Here is a 15,412-nt window from a genome sequence, read left to right as displayed (position 1 = left end):
GCCCTCATCGTTCGCTCGCTGCGCTCGCTCATTCGTCGTCACCTCCGAGCGTGTCCAGCCGGTCGGCGTCCTCCTCGGGGCTGAGTCCGCGTTCGATCAGCGAGAGACCGAGGACATCATTGCCGGCGGCATCGACCACGGCGTCAGCGGCCCCACTCGGGACGAGCAGGCTCGCGGTCGCTCCTGCCTCACCGCCTCCGGCCAGGCCGCCTCCCCCGTCGCCCGACGAGGTCTGCAGCACGATCGCGGTGGCCAGCGGCCGTACGGGACTCTGCCCGTCGCCGAGCCGTGCGACGCGGACCAGATCACCGGACCGCAGGCCGACCGGCACCCGGCCCGGGGCGAGCGTGACGCCGACCTGAGCCACATCGCCGGAGAAGGGCGAGGACTGGACCAGCATCGTCGTATCGAGCAGCTGTCCCTCCGACAGAGCCGTCTTGGCATAGGTGCCGACGATCTCGTCCACCTGGCCCGCGGGGATCAGGAGACCCGAATCGCTGGCGACATTCGTCTGCGCCAGCATGTCGGTGGAGATCTGCGTCCCCGCGGGAACATCGGTGCTCAGCACCACGACCGGGTCGCGGGAGTCCATGCGCAGGGCGAGGAGGCCGGCGAGCGCCGCGCCACCCACGATGAGCAGCACGCCGATGACGGCGATGGCCGGCCGGCGGCGCTTGGGCGGTGCAGGGCGGCCATCGGCCTTGGACTGGCTGCGCGAGCCGATACCGCGCTGTGCGCGCTCGCGTTGACGATCGTCGACGGACGTCCCCGTGGACCGGGTGTCAGTAGCCACGCGGTGCTCCCCCTCTGACGTGAAAGTACGACGGTCACGACGCGCAACCGCAATGGCGAGTGTAATAGCGCGCGATGACGCGGGCACATCGGCATTCGTCACATGCCCCACCCGCGTAGGCTGTGCGCCATGCGCCTGCTCATCACGGCGGAGTCCGCGTCGAGCCGGAAGCGGCGCGACGTCATCGTGGGTTACACCCCCTCCAGCACCGTCGCGGACCTGGAAACCCAGTTGCACGAGGTGCTCGAAGGTCGACGCCATGCCGATCTCAGCAATGTCGTGGAGCTCACGTCCAAGCGTCCAGGGTCTCCATCGTCGCCGCAGGGAGGTCTCTACCTCGGCGACCGCCGTCTCGACCCCGACGAGCCGATCACCACCTCGGGTGTGCGTCACGGTGCCGTCCTCGGCCTCGGCGGGCCGAGCTCGCATCGCGGCGAGGAGCCGGACGGCGTCGTGGAGATCCGCATCAGCTCGGGTATCGGAGCCGGGCGGGTCTACCGCCTCGGCATCGGCACCTCGACGATCGGCAGCGCCGCACACGCCACGATCCGTCTCGCGGAGGGGCCCGAGATCGCTGCCCGGCTCGAGGTCGGCCCCCGTGGGGACATCCTCGTGACCCCGGATCCGGCCGCGATCGATGAGGAGATGACGGTCCCCTTCCGACGCGAGCCCGCGACGGAGCCGATCATGCTCAGCGCCAGCACGGTCACGACTCGCAAGCGGCGCCGTTTCGGCCGTAAGAAGAATGCCGAGAGCATCCTCGAACGAGGTGAGAGCGTCGATCCGACGGCACCGCTCCCGCTGGTGCGGCTGGAACGCCGTCCTCTCACGGAGAGCAGGGTTTGGGAGCCCGGGGCCGTGCTCGGCATCGGGGACGTCCTGCTCGACCATGTGCCGGTCACCACGGCCGATGCCTCGCTGTCGCCGGCCGCCTCCTCCCCCGAGCTGGACTACAACCGTCCGCCCCGCCTGCATCCGGCCGAGCGCGTCCGCGAGTTCAAGCTCCCCACCGAGCCACGCCGCCCGGACAAGATGCCGATCCCGATCATCATGGTGCTCTCGCCGATCCTCATGAGCGGCACGATGTTCTTCGTGACGCGGTCGATGTACTCGCTCATGTTCATGGTGATGATGCCGATGATGATGCTGCTGAACATGACCGGCTCGCGTCGGCAGCAGAAACGCCGCTACCTCGATCAGCTCGCGGACTTCCATCGACGCCGCGCGGATGTCGAGGAGGCCGCGGTCGCCTCACTGCTCGATGAGCGTTCGCAGCGGCGCAGCCTGTATCCCGACCCTGCCTCCGTACTGCTCTTCGCCACCGGACCGCGTGCTCGGCTCTGGGAGCGGCGCCGGTGGGATCCGGACTTCCTCGTGCTGCGTGTGGGCACCTCTGATGTGGCCTCGGATGTGATCGTCAAGGACTCCACCCGCGAACAGCACGAGGGACCGCTGCGCTGGACGGCACCGGACGTTCCGGTCGCCGTGCCGCTCGCCACCGCGGCGGTCCTCGGCATCGCCGGCGAGACGGCGGACGTGCACCGCACCACGTCGTGGCTGCTGGCCCAGATCGCGACGCTGCACTCCCCCACGGATGCCCGGCTGTGGATCTTCACCTCGTCGGCGCGCGCGGCGTCCTGGGAGTGGACCAAGTGGCTGCCGCACGAGCGCGCCGGGGACGATCATCCCCGTCCGGTCCGGCTCGCGCATGACGAGGACGATCGCGCGGCCATGATCGGCGAGCTCACCGCCGAGGTCGAGCGCCGCAAGGAGCTGGACACCGACGAGCGGGAGGGTCTGCCGTCCATCGTGGTCGTGCTCGACGGCGCCCGCGAGCTGCGCATGGCACCGGGCATGACCTCGCTGCTCAAGTCCGGCGCTTTCGTCAACGTCTACTTCATCTGCCTGGACCGCACCCCGCGCGAGCTGCCCGAGGAATGTCGCTCGGTCGTCGAGATCGACGGACCGCTGGCCAACCTGCAGACCACCGCTGAGCGGCATCTGGACGGTATCCGCCGCGATGTCGTCGACGAGGCCTGGCTCGACCGGCTCGGCCGGGCGCTCGCACCCATCCGCGATGTCAGCACCGAGGACCTGAGCTCGTCCCTGCCCGCCGCGAGCCGGCTACTGGACGTGCTCGGGATGCCACAGCCCGATGGCGAGTCGCTCGCGCGCCGCTGGTCCGGAGGCGGTCGCACGACGCGCGCGGTGATCGGCGAAGGACTCGACGGGCCCTTCACCATCGATGTCCGTGCCGACGGCCCGCACGGTCTCGTCGCCGGCACCACCGGTTCCGGCAAGTCGGAGCTACTGCAGACGATCATCGCCTCGCTGAGTGTCGGCAATCGGCCCGATGAGTTCAACTTCGTGCTCATCGACTACAAGGGCGGAGCGGCCTTCAAGGACTGCCAGCATCTGCCGCACACCGTCGGCATGGTGACCGACCTCGACGGCCATCTGACCTCCCGCGCCTTGGAGTCTCTCGGCGCGGAACTGCGGCGACGCGAGCATCAGCTGGCCCGGGCCGATGCCAAGGACATCGAGGACTATCTGGCAACCAAGGGCCCCGATGACGAGCCGATGCCGCGCCTGCTCATCATCATCGACGAGTTCGCCGCTCTGGTGGCCGAGCTCCCGGATTTCGTGAACGGGCTGGTCGACGTCGCCCGACGCGGTCGCTCGCTCGGCGTACACCTCATCCTGGCGACCCAGCGACCGGCCGGCGTCGTCAACGCCGAGATCAAGTCCAATACGAACCTGCGGATCGCCCTGCGCGTCACCGATGCCAATGACTCCGAGGACGTCATCGAGTCGAAGGTCGCCGCCGAGATCCCCAAGTCCTTCCCCGGCCGTGCCTACGCCCGGCTCGGACATTCCTCGCTGATCGCCTTCCAGAGCTCGCGGGTCGGCGGACGTCCTGCGGGCGACGAGCGTCCAGAACTGGTCTCGAGGGCGTTCGGGCTGGGCGATCTGCGCGCCCTGGCCCCGCTGTCGGCCGAGGCCGAGGAGGACGCGACGATCCCGACCGATCTCACCACCCTTGTGCGCGCCGTCACCGCGGCGAACGAACGGCTCGGGCTGCCCGAGATGCGCAAGCCGTGGCTGCCGCCGCTCCCGCAGACGCTGACCCTCGACGATCTCGACGACTCCGCGCCGGCCGATCCGGAGGCCATCGTCTTCGGCCTCGCCGACGTGCCGCACCGCCAGGAGCAGCGAACGGCCACCTGGGATCTGGTGCGCGGCGGCCATCTGATGATCGCCGGACAATCGCGTTCAGGCCGATCCTGGGCGCTGCGGACCATAGCCGCCTCGATCGCACGGACACACTCACCGGCCGATGTCCACGTCTACGGCATCGACGCCGGCAATAACGCGTTGCTGCCACTGGTCTCACTGCCGCATGTGGGCGCGGTCATCACCCGCACGCAGACTGACCGCCTGTACCGGCTCTTCGACTTCCTGGGCCGCGAGCTCACCCGCCGTCAGCAGTCACTCGCGAGCCAGGGATTCGCCGATGTCACCGAGCAGCGCGCGGCGGTACCGCCCGAGGAGCGTCTCCCCTATCTCGTCGTGGTGCTCGACCGCCTCGAGGGCTATGTGAGCGCCTTCGACTCCCTCGACGGCGGCGTCCTGGTCGAGCGACTCGTGGGCCTGCTGCAAGAGGGGGTCGGAGCCGGTATCCGGCTCGTGATCGGCGCGGATCGCAGCGGAGTGCTCGGTCGGATCGCCCTGCTCGTGGAGGACCGGATCATGCTCTCGATGAGCGATGCCAGCGACTTCTCGGCGATCGGGCTGGCGGCCCGCGCAGTGCCCTCCTCGATGCCGCCAGGTCGTGGCTTCCGGGGCGGCGAGCGACCCGAGGAGCTGCAGTTCGCCATGCTCGATGCGAGCGGTGAGGGCACCGCACAGGTCCGGGCGCTCCACGAGATCGGACGGCTGGCGGCGGAGCGCCATCCGGACATCCCGCGGGCGCAGCGTCCGCAGCGTATCGACGAGCTGCCCGTGGCGATCAGCCTCGAGGAGGCGCGTCAGCTCGAGCGGACCCCGGCCCAGGACAGCCCGACCTTCGTCCCCATCGGTGTCGGGGGCGACACCCTCGCGCTGGTGGGGTTCGACCCCCTCGTCACGGGTCCGGGCTTCCTCGTGGCGGGACCACCACGCTCGGGACGCAGCACGTCTCTGCGTGTCGCGGTGGAGCACCATCTATCGCAGAGTCGCGAGGTCGTGGCCTTCGCCCCTCGCATCTCGGCCCTGCGAGAAGTCGAGGGACGACGCTACCGGCTGATGACCGGTCAGGAGTCGATCGAGGAGATCCGTCAGGTGGTCTCAGGTCTGCGGACCCACCATCTCGTCGTCGTCGACGATCTCGACGTGCTCGGTGCGGACTCGCCGCTGGCGCAGTTCCTCTCCGAGACGCTGACGGGGATGCGCGACTCCCCCAATGCCATGATCGTCGCCGGCGGCATCGATGAGCTGGCGAGTTCCTACCGCGGCCTGCCCGCCGATCTCAAACGGGGCCGGACCGGCTTGGTGCTCGCACCGCGGGCGGCCAACGACGGCGATGTCGTGAATGCGCGCTTCCCGCGCTCCGTCGGTGCCTCGGTGCCGATCGGGCGAGGGCTGCTGGCCACCCCCACCGGATTCCGGTGGGTCCAGGTGCCGCAGCCCTGAGTCTCGGCCCGTGAGAAGGCGCTGGGCGCTACTCCTGGGTTGCGCGTGAGGTGTTCGATGTCATCGACGCGCCGGTTATCTGCGTCTGAGACGACCGACATTGTCGCTAGTGCTCCCCCCCTTCACACTCAGTCCTGTGGAAAGTCGCTGGACGTGTCAGTGGGACCTGCGATGATGGGAACATCAGTTCGACATATGTGGAGGTTCCGATGAGCGTGGTGGTGGATCGTCTGGCCGGTGGTCCGGCCGCGATCGCTGCTGCACGGGCGCAGCTCGTCGAGCTGGATGCGGCCGAGCTCGTGGAGGCTCACCGGGTGGGGCAGTCGATTCTGCGTGAGGTGCAGGCGTTCCTGCTCGCGGTCACGGCCGAGGGCTCGCGCCAGAAGGCGCACGAGCAGACCTCCGCGCCCTCGATGGATGCTCTGATCGCCGAGACTTCGGGCATCACGCGACGCGACGCTGTCCGTCAGCGCCAGCTCGCCGAACGTCTCGAGACTGCGCCGGTGCTGGCCGAACAGCTCACCAAGCCCGGCATGTCCACCGACAAGGCACACGTCGTGGCTCGCGCGATGGACGATCTTCCTCGCGACCTGTCCACGGCCGACCGTGGTGTCGTCGAACGCGATCTCGCTGAGGCGGCACCCGGCATGAGCCTCGAACAACTGCGCCGCAAAGCCCGCCGCGCGGTCGAGATCGTCGACAAGCCCCGCGCCGACACGATCGAAGACCGCACCCTCACCCGCCAGGAACAGACGGCACGGCGCAAGGCCAGCTTCTGGATGACCCGTCCCGATGACGACGGCATGGTCAAAGGTGGATTCGAGATCGACGCGTTCACCGGCGACATCCTCCGCTCCGTCCTCGAATCCAAAACCTCCCCGCGCTACCGCGGCACCCCTGACAGCCAAGGCCCCGAGACAGCCCTGGTTGACGAGGTCGTCGACCAACCGTCGTACCCCGAGAAGCTTGGCCGCGCGTTCTGCGACGTGCTGCGGCACCTGCCCAAGGACGGCTACGGCAACCACGGCGGCGTCGCCGCCACCCTGATGGTCACCGTCACCGAAGACGCCCTACGCGGTCGCACCGATCAGGCCGGAGTCACCGACCACGGCACCCACATCTCCGCCGGGCAGCTACGGATGATCGCCTGCGAAGCAGGCATCCTCCCCGTGATCATGGGCGGCGACTCGGTACCCCTCGACCTCGGCCGCAGCGGGCGACTCCACACCGAAAAACAACGCCGAGCCCTTGCCCTGAGGGACGGGGGATGTGCGTTCCCGGGCTGTGACAGACCATCGTCATGGTGCGAAGCCCACCATGTGAGGCCCTGGTCTGAAGGCGGACCGACCAGCGTCGACGACGGGGTCCTGCTCTGCGCGCATCACCACCACAAGATCCACCACAGCAGATGGCGTGTCGTCATCAATCCCCGCGACCGGCTCCCCGACTTCCACCCACCCGGATCCACCGCGCCCACCCGCAACACCCGCTACCGACCCCTCGTCGCCTAGACCGTCACGCCAGTAGGGGCGGCGTTGCGAGCGCCGCATCCGTGGGATGCTCCGCCATCCCCAAGGACTCCGCCCAAGGAGGCGCCCCACAGCGGAGCGCCCACGGGGGTGGCGCACCGTGGCCTACTAGCGCGATCTCTTAACGCACCTTCTTGACGATCGACTGCAGCTCGCCCACGCCTAGGTCATAGGGGCCACCTGAACCGGAGATGGTGCCGGGCATCTCGAGCGTCTGGCCATTCGGCAGCGTCGCCACCACCGTGTAGTCGACCGTGACGCCGATCGCATACGAGCCGGAGCGCCGGTACGCATGCTCGACGGCGCCTTCCTGGCCGACCTCCGCGTCGGCGATGCCGGCACCGGTCGCGGAGACGCCGTCGCCGAAGTTCCAGGTGACCTCCTCGGGTGAGAAGGTCAGCGGGATGTCGAAGCCGAGCACATCGACGTTCACCTGCTGCTCGGCATCGTCGACGTACATATTGGTCGGGAAGTTGACATAGCTGCGGGCACCGGGTTCGGTGACGATCTCCACCCCAGGGGCGACAGCCCGAGCGCTGTCGATGATGTCGTCGATCGTGATTTGCCGCGGCGCATTGGCAGGCGGAGGATCATGGGGGCCTCGACAGGTCACACCCTCGTTGCTGAACTGAGGGCCGTTGGGGAAGCCGCCATCGGGATCGCGATACCGCACATAGATCCAATAGCGGTTTTCACCTTCAGGGCACATCGCCGAGAAGCCGGTGCAGAGCGCATCGTCCATCTGGTACTCACCCGTCTCCGGGTCGGTGATGGTGATGCCGTTGGACGGGCAGTACGGCACGTACACGTACTCCGGATAGGGCTCCGGATCGGTGAAGATCGGCTCATTACCTCCGCCACCACCGCCTCCCGGGTCGGTGACCGATCCACCGGGGTCGGTGCCGACGAGGTCGCCGTCGTCCCAGTCCCAGTCGGTACCTGCCGTGGCCGGACCGACCGCGAGGAACACGGTCATCACGGCCGCCACGGCGACGAGAAGGAGTCGGCGCACGATGTCATTCCCCTAGATCGAAGTTCAGCAGCAACCATTCCTCGCCCGTCCACTGGAGGTTGAGCGAGGCCGGCACGCCATCGGCGGCCGGCAGCGGCTGGACATCCTCCGGATCGGCGCTGTTGACGCGCTGACCCTCGGGGATGTCCATCGCCACCGAGAAATTGTAGTAGACGTCGTCATTCACCTGCAGATCCGTGAACGTGAAGGTCGGCTCGGAACCGGCGATCTGCAGCTTCTTGCTCTCGGCCGAGGCGAAGCGCTGCAACGAGGCACAACCCTCACAGGTGCTCTCATCGGCGATGTCGAGCACCGGACCGGCATCGCCGGTCGCGTAGGCGTAGAAGATCAGCTCCATCGCGTACTGGGCGAACTCCTCAGCGCTCTGCTCGGAATCCTCCATCGAGTCGGGCGCAGGAGGCACCTCAGTGGCGCTCCACTCCCAGTCCTGCTCCTGCACCGGGGTGCTCTCCGCGCTGGCCTCGGGCAGATCGGAACCCTCCCCATCGGAGCACGCGGCGAGGGACACCGCCAACAGCACGGCGGCGACACCGAGACCACCTCGTCGCCGAGCGAACGAGGAGTCGGTGCCGCGCGCCGTGTCGTCAGGCCGCACAGTCGATCAGCGCGGGGAGGTGAGGGGCGAGAGCACGGGATGCTTGTCCTGCTCCTTGGCGCCCTCGGCGAACTTGTTGTGCTGGAAGGCCACGTCAGTGCCGGCACCCGCGAAGGCCTGGCACAGATTCGTCAGCGTCTGCTTGAACTGGACCCAGGACTCGTTGAACTGGGCGGCACCGGCCGACTGCCACTCCTCATTGGCCTGGGTCAGCGAGGCGTCGACATTGGTGATCATCGTGTCGGTCTCCTGCATCGAGCGCTGAAGCGTCGTGTAGAGAGCGTGCAGGTCTTCGATCCGTGCTCCGGCCATCTGGATTCTCCTCAGTACGTTGGTCCGTCCCCCGAACCCCGCCGAAGGACCGCTGCGTTGACAAGACAGTACCGAACTCTACGATCTCTTCGGCAAGCGCGCCCACTCAGCGGCCGATCGAGGCCGGTACTGGTACCTTCTGTGTGAGCTTTCAGTGTCTTTCCAGCTTCACTGTCGAGGGGTGGATCGGTGACCGACCAAGAGGACAATCTGTACAAGGCCGCACTCGGCCGCGCGCGAACGCGGATCGGGCAGGAACGCGATGCCTTCGACATCGGGGGCGATCCCACAGCGGCGATCACCCGCGCCATCGCGACCGACGGGGGCTGGGACTGCAGCGAGGCCGACGGCTGGCTCGAAGACCTCTCCCACCAGGTCAGCGGCCTGCGCGAGGCCTTCGATCAGGCATGGAATGACATCAACTCAGCCTACGAGGGCCAACCCGACAAGGTCGACGAAGGCGACTGGCGGGGGCGGGCGTACTACACGCTCCAGGGCCCCCTGATCCTCCAGGCCTACTGACATGACCGTACGCATGAACACCGACGCCCTCGACTCGGCCATCTCAGCCGTCGAGGAGCTCGCCAACGACATCGCCAACGCCCGCACCGCCTGCATCAACGCCGTCCCTTACCGCGGACCCTCGCTGCCGAGCCTCACCGGAGGCTCGGTCACCGTGACCGCACCGGAGTGGCTCCGCGAACAGAAGACCGACCCCCTGGGGGTCGTGCTCGATCTCGCCCGACTTCTCGACACCGAAGGTGACGGGACTGTTGTGTGGACGGGTTCCACCGACGGCTCGATCCAGGACATCAAGGAGGAGCTCGGCCGGCAGATCGCGGCGCGAGCCGAGGATCTGGAGGATATCGACTCTCCGGAGGATCTCGACGCCTTCCTCGAGACGCTCGGACTGCTCGACACCTATGCCGAGGATCCCGATGTCACCGGCGCCTTCGTCACTGCGATCGGCCCGGAGGGCCTCAATCAGCTGATCCAGCGGGCGGGCTCGATGACCGGCCCGTATGCCGAGTATCCGAACCCGAACGGCATCTACGAGGACTCCTCCTACGGCGAGGAGTTCGAGCGTATCGTCGCGATGCAGGACACGCTGGCCGAGACGCTGAGCCAGAGCGTCGCCACCGCATCGCTCGCCGGCAAGCTGCCGGACGACTTCGGGTCCGACTTCGTCCGGGGCGGGGATCCGCGGTCCGCCGCCATCCTCTTCGACTATGCGGCCCGGGGCGGGCACGAGTTCGGATCGGAATTCCTGGTCTCCGCGGGTGACGCGCTCCTGGAATGGGAGAACGGCGAAGGCGGGATGTACTGGAGCAACTTCCCCGGCGGCGACCAGCAGTACGGCACCGCCGATCTCAATGCCCTGCGCGACCCGACCGTCGCGTGGATGGAGGCCCTCTCGCTGAGCACGGAGGGCTCGCAGGAGGTTCTGCTCGACACCGACCGAGCCGCCTACCTGCTGGAGCGATTCAGCCCGATGGAGGACGTCAACGGTGAAGCGGCCGGAAAGGTCCTGCAGACCGCCACGGTCGATCAAGCCCTCGACCCGGGTGATCGCGGGCGCGATGCCGCCACCATCTCCTCGTGGGCCATCGAGCACTTCGGCGGCGACGCCGAGCCCCCGGACGGCATCAAGGAGGAGCTGGGGGGCATTCTCGGCGTGTATATCTACGACGTCTACGAGGCGATCCCCGGCCGCGGCCTGGATATCGAACCGGGAACCTATGTCCGGCCTCCCGGTGACCGCGGTGACGGCTGGCCGGTCCACGGCATCACGATCAATAACGAGGATCTGCGCGGTCTCCTCGGAGATATCGGCGACAACGACAGCGCCGTGTCGATCATCGGTTCGGCGGCGAACAACTACAACCAGGTGCGTATCGACGACGCCGTCCAGTCGGCGATCGCCGACGGCGGTCAGGTCGGCGGCGACGATCCCATCACCATGACCACCGGCACCAATGCGGCCAATCTCGGCTTTCTGTACGACGGATTGCTCGAGGGCGGCATCAGCTCCGCCGAGGACGATGCCGCCCAGCGGCGGCGGATGGCCGAGCTCCTCCTGTTGCCCACGAATGCGATCGACGTGCCCGGGGGGCCGGTGGGCACCTACGTGGTGGGAGAGATCAAGAAGCACCTCACCAATGAGTTCGTCGGCGACGGTGTCAACGAGGCCATCACCGGTGCGAACGATGTCTTCACCCAGCTGTCCCGCCAGACCTGGCTGCAGACCTTCGAGACCATGCTCACGGCCGAGGGGGGCGACCAACTTGATCTCGGCGATGCCCGGGACCAGTGGCCGACCAATGCTGCCGGCAATCCGATACCGACCGAGGACCTCTCCGACCAAGAGGTGCTGAATCTGATCCTCGCGATCCAGGACGGCGATGGTGGATACGCGTCCACCGCCCTGTCAGAGGCCGCGGCCCAGATGGAACGCCACCTCGACCGGTACGGCGTGAGTTGATGCGACGCGCGTCCTGGCTCGGCCTCCTGGCGGCGACGGTCGGCATCTCCGGCGCCGTCACCGCCTGCGGGTCAACACCAGCGTCACCCGAGCGCGCCTGCTCGATCGACGGTGCGACCGTGGAGAAGCTGACCGGCACCTCGGAGTTCTCCGCGGACGACGCCGAGATCGGCAGCGACCTCCCCCTCGGCAAGCAGAAGGTCGACGCCTCCTGTGACATCGGCATCGGCGATCACACCATCACCGTCGTGGCAGTCGTCCTCACCCCCCAGGATGCCGAGAGTCTCGGCGAGACGTACGCCGCATCGCCCCACACGTTCTCGGATGACGAGGGCGTCGGCGTCCTCGGGGATCACATCGGCGGCTACCTCTGTGGACGCGTCGACACCCGCATCGTCTTCGACGACGAGCTCGAGGCGTCCTATGACGACGCCTCCATGCGTACCGCCCTCGCCGAGGTCGTCGCCGAGGTCGGCTGCTACGACGGCGAGGGCTGACCTCAGCTGACCCGCCTTCACGGCATTCCGGGGATCCGGCGGGGTCAGCGACGCAGCACGGCGGCCAGCTCGCGGGCAGTCGCCATCACGTCCGCCGCATCGGTGCGAGCGCCGAAGGTGAAGCGAACCGCCGTCTGAGCGGTCGCGGCGTCATAGCCCATGGCCGTCAGCACGTGGCTCGGCTCATCGCTCCCGGCCGCGCACGCCGAACCGCTCGAACAGTAGACACCGCGGCGCTCGAGATCGAGCAGGATGGACTCGCCACTGCGACCGGGGAACACGAAGGACGCGTTGCCGGCCAGCCGTCGGGTGGCGTGCCCGGTCAACCGTGACTCCGGCGCCTGGACGAGCACCTCGTCGATGAAGCGATCGCGCAGGGCGGTCAACGCCCCGATGTCATCGCTCGCGGCGAGATCGAGGGCGGTGGCCATCGCCACCGCCGCGGCCACATTCTCCGTCCCGGAGCGACGATCGCGCTGCTGACCGCCGCCGTGGATCAACGGTTCGAAAGGCGTCCGGCGGCGCAGATAGAGCACACCTATCCCCTTCGGTGTGCCCAGCTTGTGCCCGGCGAGGCTCAATGCCCGCACTCCGAGACGCGAGACGTTCAGGTCGAGTGTGCCCGCCGCCTGCACCGCGTCGGTGTGGAAGGGGATGTCGTGCTCGGCGGCCAGAGCGCTCAACCCGGCGATGTCCTGCACCGTGCCCACCTCGTTGTTGGCGTACTGGATGCTCACGAGGGTCGTGTCCGGTCGCAGCCGCGACGCGAGTGCCTCCTCGACCACGATCCCCTCGTGGTCGACGGGGATCCGTTCGACCTCGAAACCCAGTCGCTCCAGCCACGCGGCTGATTCCAGCACTGCGGGATGCTCGATCGCGCCCACCAGCACGTGCCGCCCCCGGGGTTCCGCGAGCGCGATGCCCTTGATCGCGGCATTGTCGGACTCCGTGCCCCCGGAGGTGAAGAGGATCTCGGCGGGCCGAGCGCCGAGATGCCCGGCGACCCGCACGCGTGCCTCGTCGAGCGCACGAGCCGCGGCCTGTCCGAGCTCATGACGACTGGCCGGATTCGCGAACTCCCCGGTCAGGTGCGGCCACATCGCCTCCAGCACCTCGCGTCGGACCGGTGCCGTCGCCGCTTCGTCGAGATAGACCGGCACGGTCAGCTCCGTACGTCCAAGCCGAGGTCGAGGGCGGGTACGCCGTGGGTCAACGCTCCGACGCTGATGACGTCGACCCCCGTTCGGGCGATATCGCCGATGGTCTCCAAGGTCACTCCCCCGCTCGCCTCGACGAGGGCGCGACCGGCGACGAGGTCGACCCCACGGCGCAGGTCGTCGAGGGAGAAGTTGTCGAGCATGATCGTGTCGACACCGCCCGCGAGCACCGGCTCGATCTGCTCCAGACGATCCACCTCGACCTCGATGTGGGTCGTGTGCGGCAGCCGGGCGCGGGCCTGCCGGATCGCTGCGGCGATGTCGCCGACCAATGCCAGATGGTTGTCCTTGGCCATCACCGCGTCCGACAGCGAGTAGCGGTGATTGTGTCCGCCCCCGCAACGCACGGCATGGCGTTCGAGGGCTCGCAGGCCCGGTGTGGTCTTGCGAGTGTCGACCACCCGCGCGTGAGTGCCCTCGACCGCCGCGACATATCGTGCCGTCAGTGTGGCGATGCCGCACATCCGCTGGACGAGGTTGAGGGCGATGCGTTCAGCGCGCAGTACCGATCGCGCGGTGCCTTCGAGCGAGGCGAGCACCTCGCCGGTGTCGAATCGAGCACCTTCGTCGATATGCACTGTCACAGCGACGGTGTCGTCCAGGGCAGTCATGGCTCGGACGAAGACCTCGCCGCCGCTGAAAACACCCCGCTCGCGCGCGACCAGATCGGCGATGGCGACCGAGGTGCTCGGCACGAAGACCTCGGAGGTCAGATCCCCGAAGGGGGCGTCCTCGTCGAGGGCCGCCAAGACGACCTGGTCGATCTGTCGGGGCGTGAGCATCAGGCCTCCAGCCGCACGGCCGAATGCCGCGCTGTCGTCTCGGGCGCAGGCGCGTCGGCCCGCCAGTGGGCACCTCGGGACTCCTGGCGCGCGAGGGCGGCATGGGCGACCGCCCGGGCCACGAGGAGCAGGTGGTCGTCCTCGGCGCTCTTGACATCGCTGGCCGGTCCCATCGACCACGCGTCGAGGGTCCCGATCGCGTGGTCGAGAAGATCGCGATCACGCTCGAGGCCCACGTTCTTCCACATCAGCCGCTGCAAGTCGTCACGTCCGGCGTGTTCGCGCGGCCGGCCGACTGGAACCAGCACGCTCTCCCCGTCGAAAGGCTGCTGCACCGGCCATGGCAGGTCCAGTGCCTCCACCGCCCGCCTTCCCATGACGGCGCCCTCCAACAGGGAATTCGATGCGAGCCGATTGGCGCCATGTAATCCGGTGCAGGCGACCTCGCCCGCGGCGAAGAGACCCCGGACCGTGGTCCGTGCGGAGGTGTCGGTGACGATGCCGCCCATCAGGTAGTGCGCTGCGGGCGTGACGGGGACGGGAACCTCTGCCCAATCGACCCCATGTGATCGGACCATGGCGTCGATCCCGGGGAACCGCCGGGCCAGGAAGTCGGCCCCGAGTGCGGTGGCGTCCAACCCGGCGGGGGCGCCATTCTGTTCTCGCATCCGTCCGGCGATGGCGCGTGCCACGACATCGCGGGGAGCCAGTTCAGCATCGGGGTGGACGTCGGGCATGAAGCGCCGCCCCTCGGCATCGCGCAGCACGGCCCCTTCGCCACGTACCGCCTCGGAGATCAGCGCGTTGCCGCCGAACGCCAAGGAGGTCGGGTGGAACTGCACGAACTCCAGATCGGCGAGTACCGCTCCGGCGCGCAGTGCCAGCGCGAGACCGTCGCCGGTGGCGACCGCCGGATTGGTGGTGTGGGAGAAGAGCTGCCCGGCGCCCCCGGTCGCCAGGATCACGGCATCGGCCTCGATCGTGCTGCCATCGAGAAGGCGAGCACCGCGAACCCGACCGTCACCCAGGACGAGACCGGAGACGAAGGTGTTCTCGTGGATCCTGGCGCCGGAGTCGAGGAGGCGGCCGGCGAGGGCCCTCGCGATCGCGGCGCCGGTGGCATCGCCATCGGCGTGCAGGATGCGCGCGTGGCTGTGCGCCGCCTCCAGTCCTCGCGCCAGCCGCCCCTCGGCGACATCGAAGCGCACTCCCGCCGCGAGCAGATCGGCGACGGCCTCAGCGCCCGCTCCGCACACCACCTCGGCCGCGGAACGTTCGCTCAGTCCGGCACCGGCCCCTAGAGTGTCCCGCACGTGGGCCTCGACCGAGTCGTCATCGCTCGTCACCGCGGCGATGCCGCCCTGCGCGTAGCGTGTCGCGCTCTCGGTGAGATACGACTTGGTGACGACGGTGACGTCGATCCCGCGGCCACGCGCGGCAAGGGCTGCGGTCAACCCCGCGACACCGCTGCCGACGACCAGAACGTGTTCGATGGACATGG

Annotated in this window: 12 protein-coding genes; 5 read left to right on the top strand and 7 right to left on the bottom strand. The window is 68.4% G+C overall.

Annotated elements, in window-relative coordinates:
* Positions 1–28: 28 nt before the first annotated feature.
* Positions 29–793 carry an SAF domain-containing protein gene (locus BHE97_RS20065; RefSeq protein WP_170931286.1) on the bottom strand — a complete coding sequence of 255 codons (765 nt, stop codon included), beginning with the start codon at positions 791–793 and terminating at the stop codon, positions 29–31.
* Positions 794–922: 129 nt separating this feature from the next.
* On the opposite strand from BHE97_RS20065, the gene BHE97_RS05590 reads away from it, so the two are divergent.
* Both BHE97_RS05590 and BHE97_RS05585 read left to right on the top strand, forming a co-directional pair.
* On the top strand, positions 923–5,464 hold the full coding sequence (locus BHE97_RS05590) for an FtsK/SpoIIIE domain-containing protein (protein ID WP_170931285.1): 4,542 nt from the start codon (positions 923–925) through the stop codon (positions 5,462–5,464).
* A gap of 209 nt (positions 5,465–5,673) precedes the next feature.
* Positions 5,674–6,975: an HNH endonuclease signature motif containing protein gene (locus BHE97_RS05585; protein WP_087623022.1), complete on the top strand. Its 1,302-nt coding sequence runs from the start codon at positions 5,674–5,676 to the stop codon at positions 6,973–6,975.
* Between the two features lie 139 nt (positions 6,976–7,114).
* Here the strand turns inward: BHE97_RS05585 and BHE97_RS05580 are convergent, their stop codons facing one another.
* From BHE97_RS05580 to BHE97_RS05570, 3 genes are read right to left on the bottom strand one after another with little or no spacing between them, the layout of a single operon-like run.
* Complete coding sequence (locus BHE97_RS05580; RefSeq protein ID WP_087623021.1) at positions 7,115–8,005, bottom strand: hypothetical protein; 891 nt, start codon at positions 8,003–8,005, stop codon at positions 7,115–7,117.
* A gap of 4 nt (positions 8,006–8,009) precedes the next feature.
* On the bottom strand, positions 8,010–8,621 hold the full coding sequence (locus BHE97_RS05575; protein ID WP_087623020.1) for a DUF6318 family protein: 612 nt from the start codon (positions 8,619–8,621) through the stop codon (positions 8,010–8,012).
* Between the two features lie 6 nt (positions 8,622–8,627).
* Positions 8,628–8,933 carry a WXG100 family type VII secretion target gene (locus BHE97_RS05570; RefSeq protein WP_087623019.1) on the bottom strand — a complete coding sequence of 102 codons (306 nt, stop codon included), beginning with the start codon at positions 8,931–8,933 and terminating at the stop codon, positions 8,628–8,630.
* A gap of 189 nt (positions 8,934–9,122) precedes the next feature.
* Here BHE97_RS05570 and BHE97_RS05565 point away from each other — a divergent pair, with 189 nt between their 5' ends.
* Genes BHE97_RS05565 through BHE97_RS05555 form a run of 3 tightly spaced genes read left to right on the top strand, consistent with a single transcriptional unit; the run spans position 9,123 to position 11,912 of the window.
* The gene (locus BHE97_RS05565; protein ID WP_087623018.1) at positions 9,123–9,455 is read left to right on the top strand and encodes a hypothetical protein; all 333 of its coding nucleotides are present in this window, start codon (positions 9,123–9,125) and stop codon (positions 9,453–9,455) included.
* Position 9,456: 1 nt separating this feature from the next.
* A complete protein-coding gene (locus BHE97_RS05560; protein WP_087623017.1) occupies positions 9,457–11,415 on the top strand; it encodes a hypothetical protein in 1,959 nt (652 codons plus the stop codon).
* On the top strand, positions 11,415–11,912 hold the full coding sequence (locus tag BHE97_RS05555; RefSeq protein WP_087623016.1) for a hypothetical protein: 498 nt from the start codon (positions 11,415–11,417) through the stop codon (positions 11,910–11,912). Before BHE97_RS05560 ends, BHE97_RS05555 begins: the two co-directional genes overlap by 1 nt.
* 44 nt (positions 11,913–11,956) lie before the next feature.
* Here the strand turns inward: BHE97_RS05555 and BHE97_RS05550 are convergent, their stop codons facing one another.
* Genes BHE97_RS05550 through nadB form a run of 3 tightly spaced genes read right to left on the bottom strand, consistent with a single transcriptional unit; the run spans position 11,957 to position 15,410 of the window.
* Positions 11,957–13,072 carry a cysteine desulfurase family protein gene (locus tag BHE97_RS05550; RefSeq protein WP_201791322.1) on the bottom strand — a complete coding sequence of 372 codons (1,116 nt, stop codon included), beginning with the start codon at positions 13,070–13,072 and terminating at the stop codon, positions 11,957–11,959.
* A 2-nt stretch (positions 13,073–13,074) separates the two neighbouring features.
* On the bottom strand, positions 13,075–13,911 hold the full coding sequence (gene nadC, locus BHE97_RS05545; RefSeq protein WP_087623015.1) for a carboxylating nicotinate-nucleotide diphosphorylase: 837 nt from the start codon (positions 13,909–13,911) through the stop codon (positions 13,075–13,077).
* Complete coding sequence (nadB, locus tag BHE97_RS05540; RefSeq protein WP_201791321.1) at positions 13,911–15,410, bottom strand: L-aspartate oxidase; 1,500 nt, start codon at positions 15,408–15,410, stop codon at positions 13,911–13,913. Before nadB ends, nadC begins: the two co-directional genes overlap by 1 nt.
* Between the last annotated feature and the right edge of the window lie 2 nt (positions 15,411–15,412).

The organism is Aeromicrobium sp. PE09-221 (assembly GCF_002174305.1).
Lineage (GTDB): Bacteria > Actinomycetota > Actinomycetes > Propionibacteriales > Nocardioidaceae > Aeromicrobium.
The sequence above is the reverse complement of the archived record's forward strand: the minus strand, read 5'-3'. Positions and strand labels throughout refer to the sequence as shown.

Bases quoted from the DNA above. Each gene is read 5' to 3' on its own strand.
- BHE97_RS05590 (WP_170931285.1), top strand. From the start codon at position 923: ATGCGCCTGCTCATCACGGCGGAGTCCGCGTCGAGCCGGAAGCGGCGC.
- BHE97_RS05585 (WP_087623022.1), top strand. From the start codon at position 5,674: ATGAGCGTGGTGGTGGATCGTCTGGCCGGTGGTCCGGCCGCGATCGCT.
- BHE97_RS05570 (WP_087623019.1), bottom strand. From the start codon at position 8,933: ATGGCCGGAGCACGGATCGAAGACCTGCACGCTCTCTACACGACGCTT.
- BHE97_RS05560 (WP_087623017.1), top strand. From the start codon at position 9,457: ATGACCGTACGCATGAACACCGACGCCCTCGACTCGGCCATCTCAGCC.
- BHE97_RS05555 (WP_087623016.1), top strand. From the start codon at position 11,415: ATGCGACGCGCGTCCTGGCTCGGCCTCCTGGCGGCGACGGTCGGCATC.
- nadC (WP_087623015.1), bottom strand. From the start codon at position 13,911: ATGCTCACGCCCCGACAGATCGACCAGGTCGTCTTGGCGGCCCTCGAC.
- nadB (WP_201791321.1), bottom strand. From the start codon at position 15,410: ATGTCCATCGAACACGTTCTGGTCGTCGGCAGCGGTGTCGCGGGGTTG.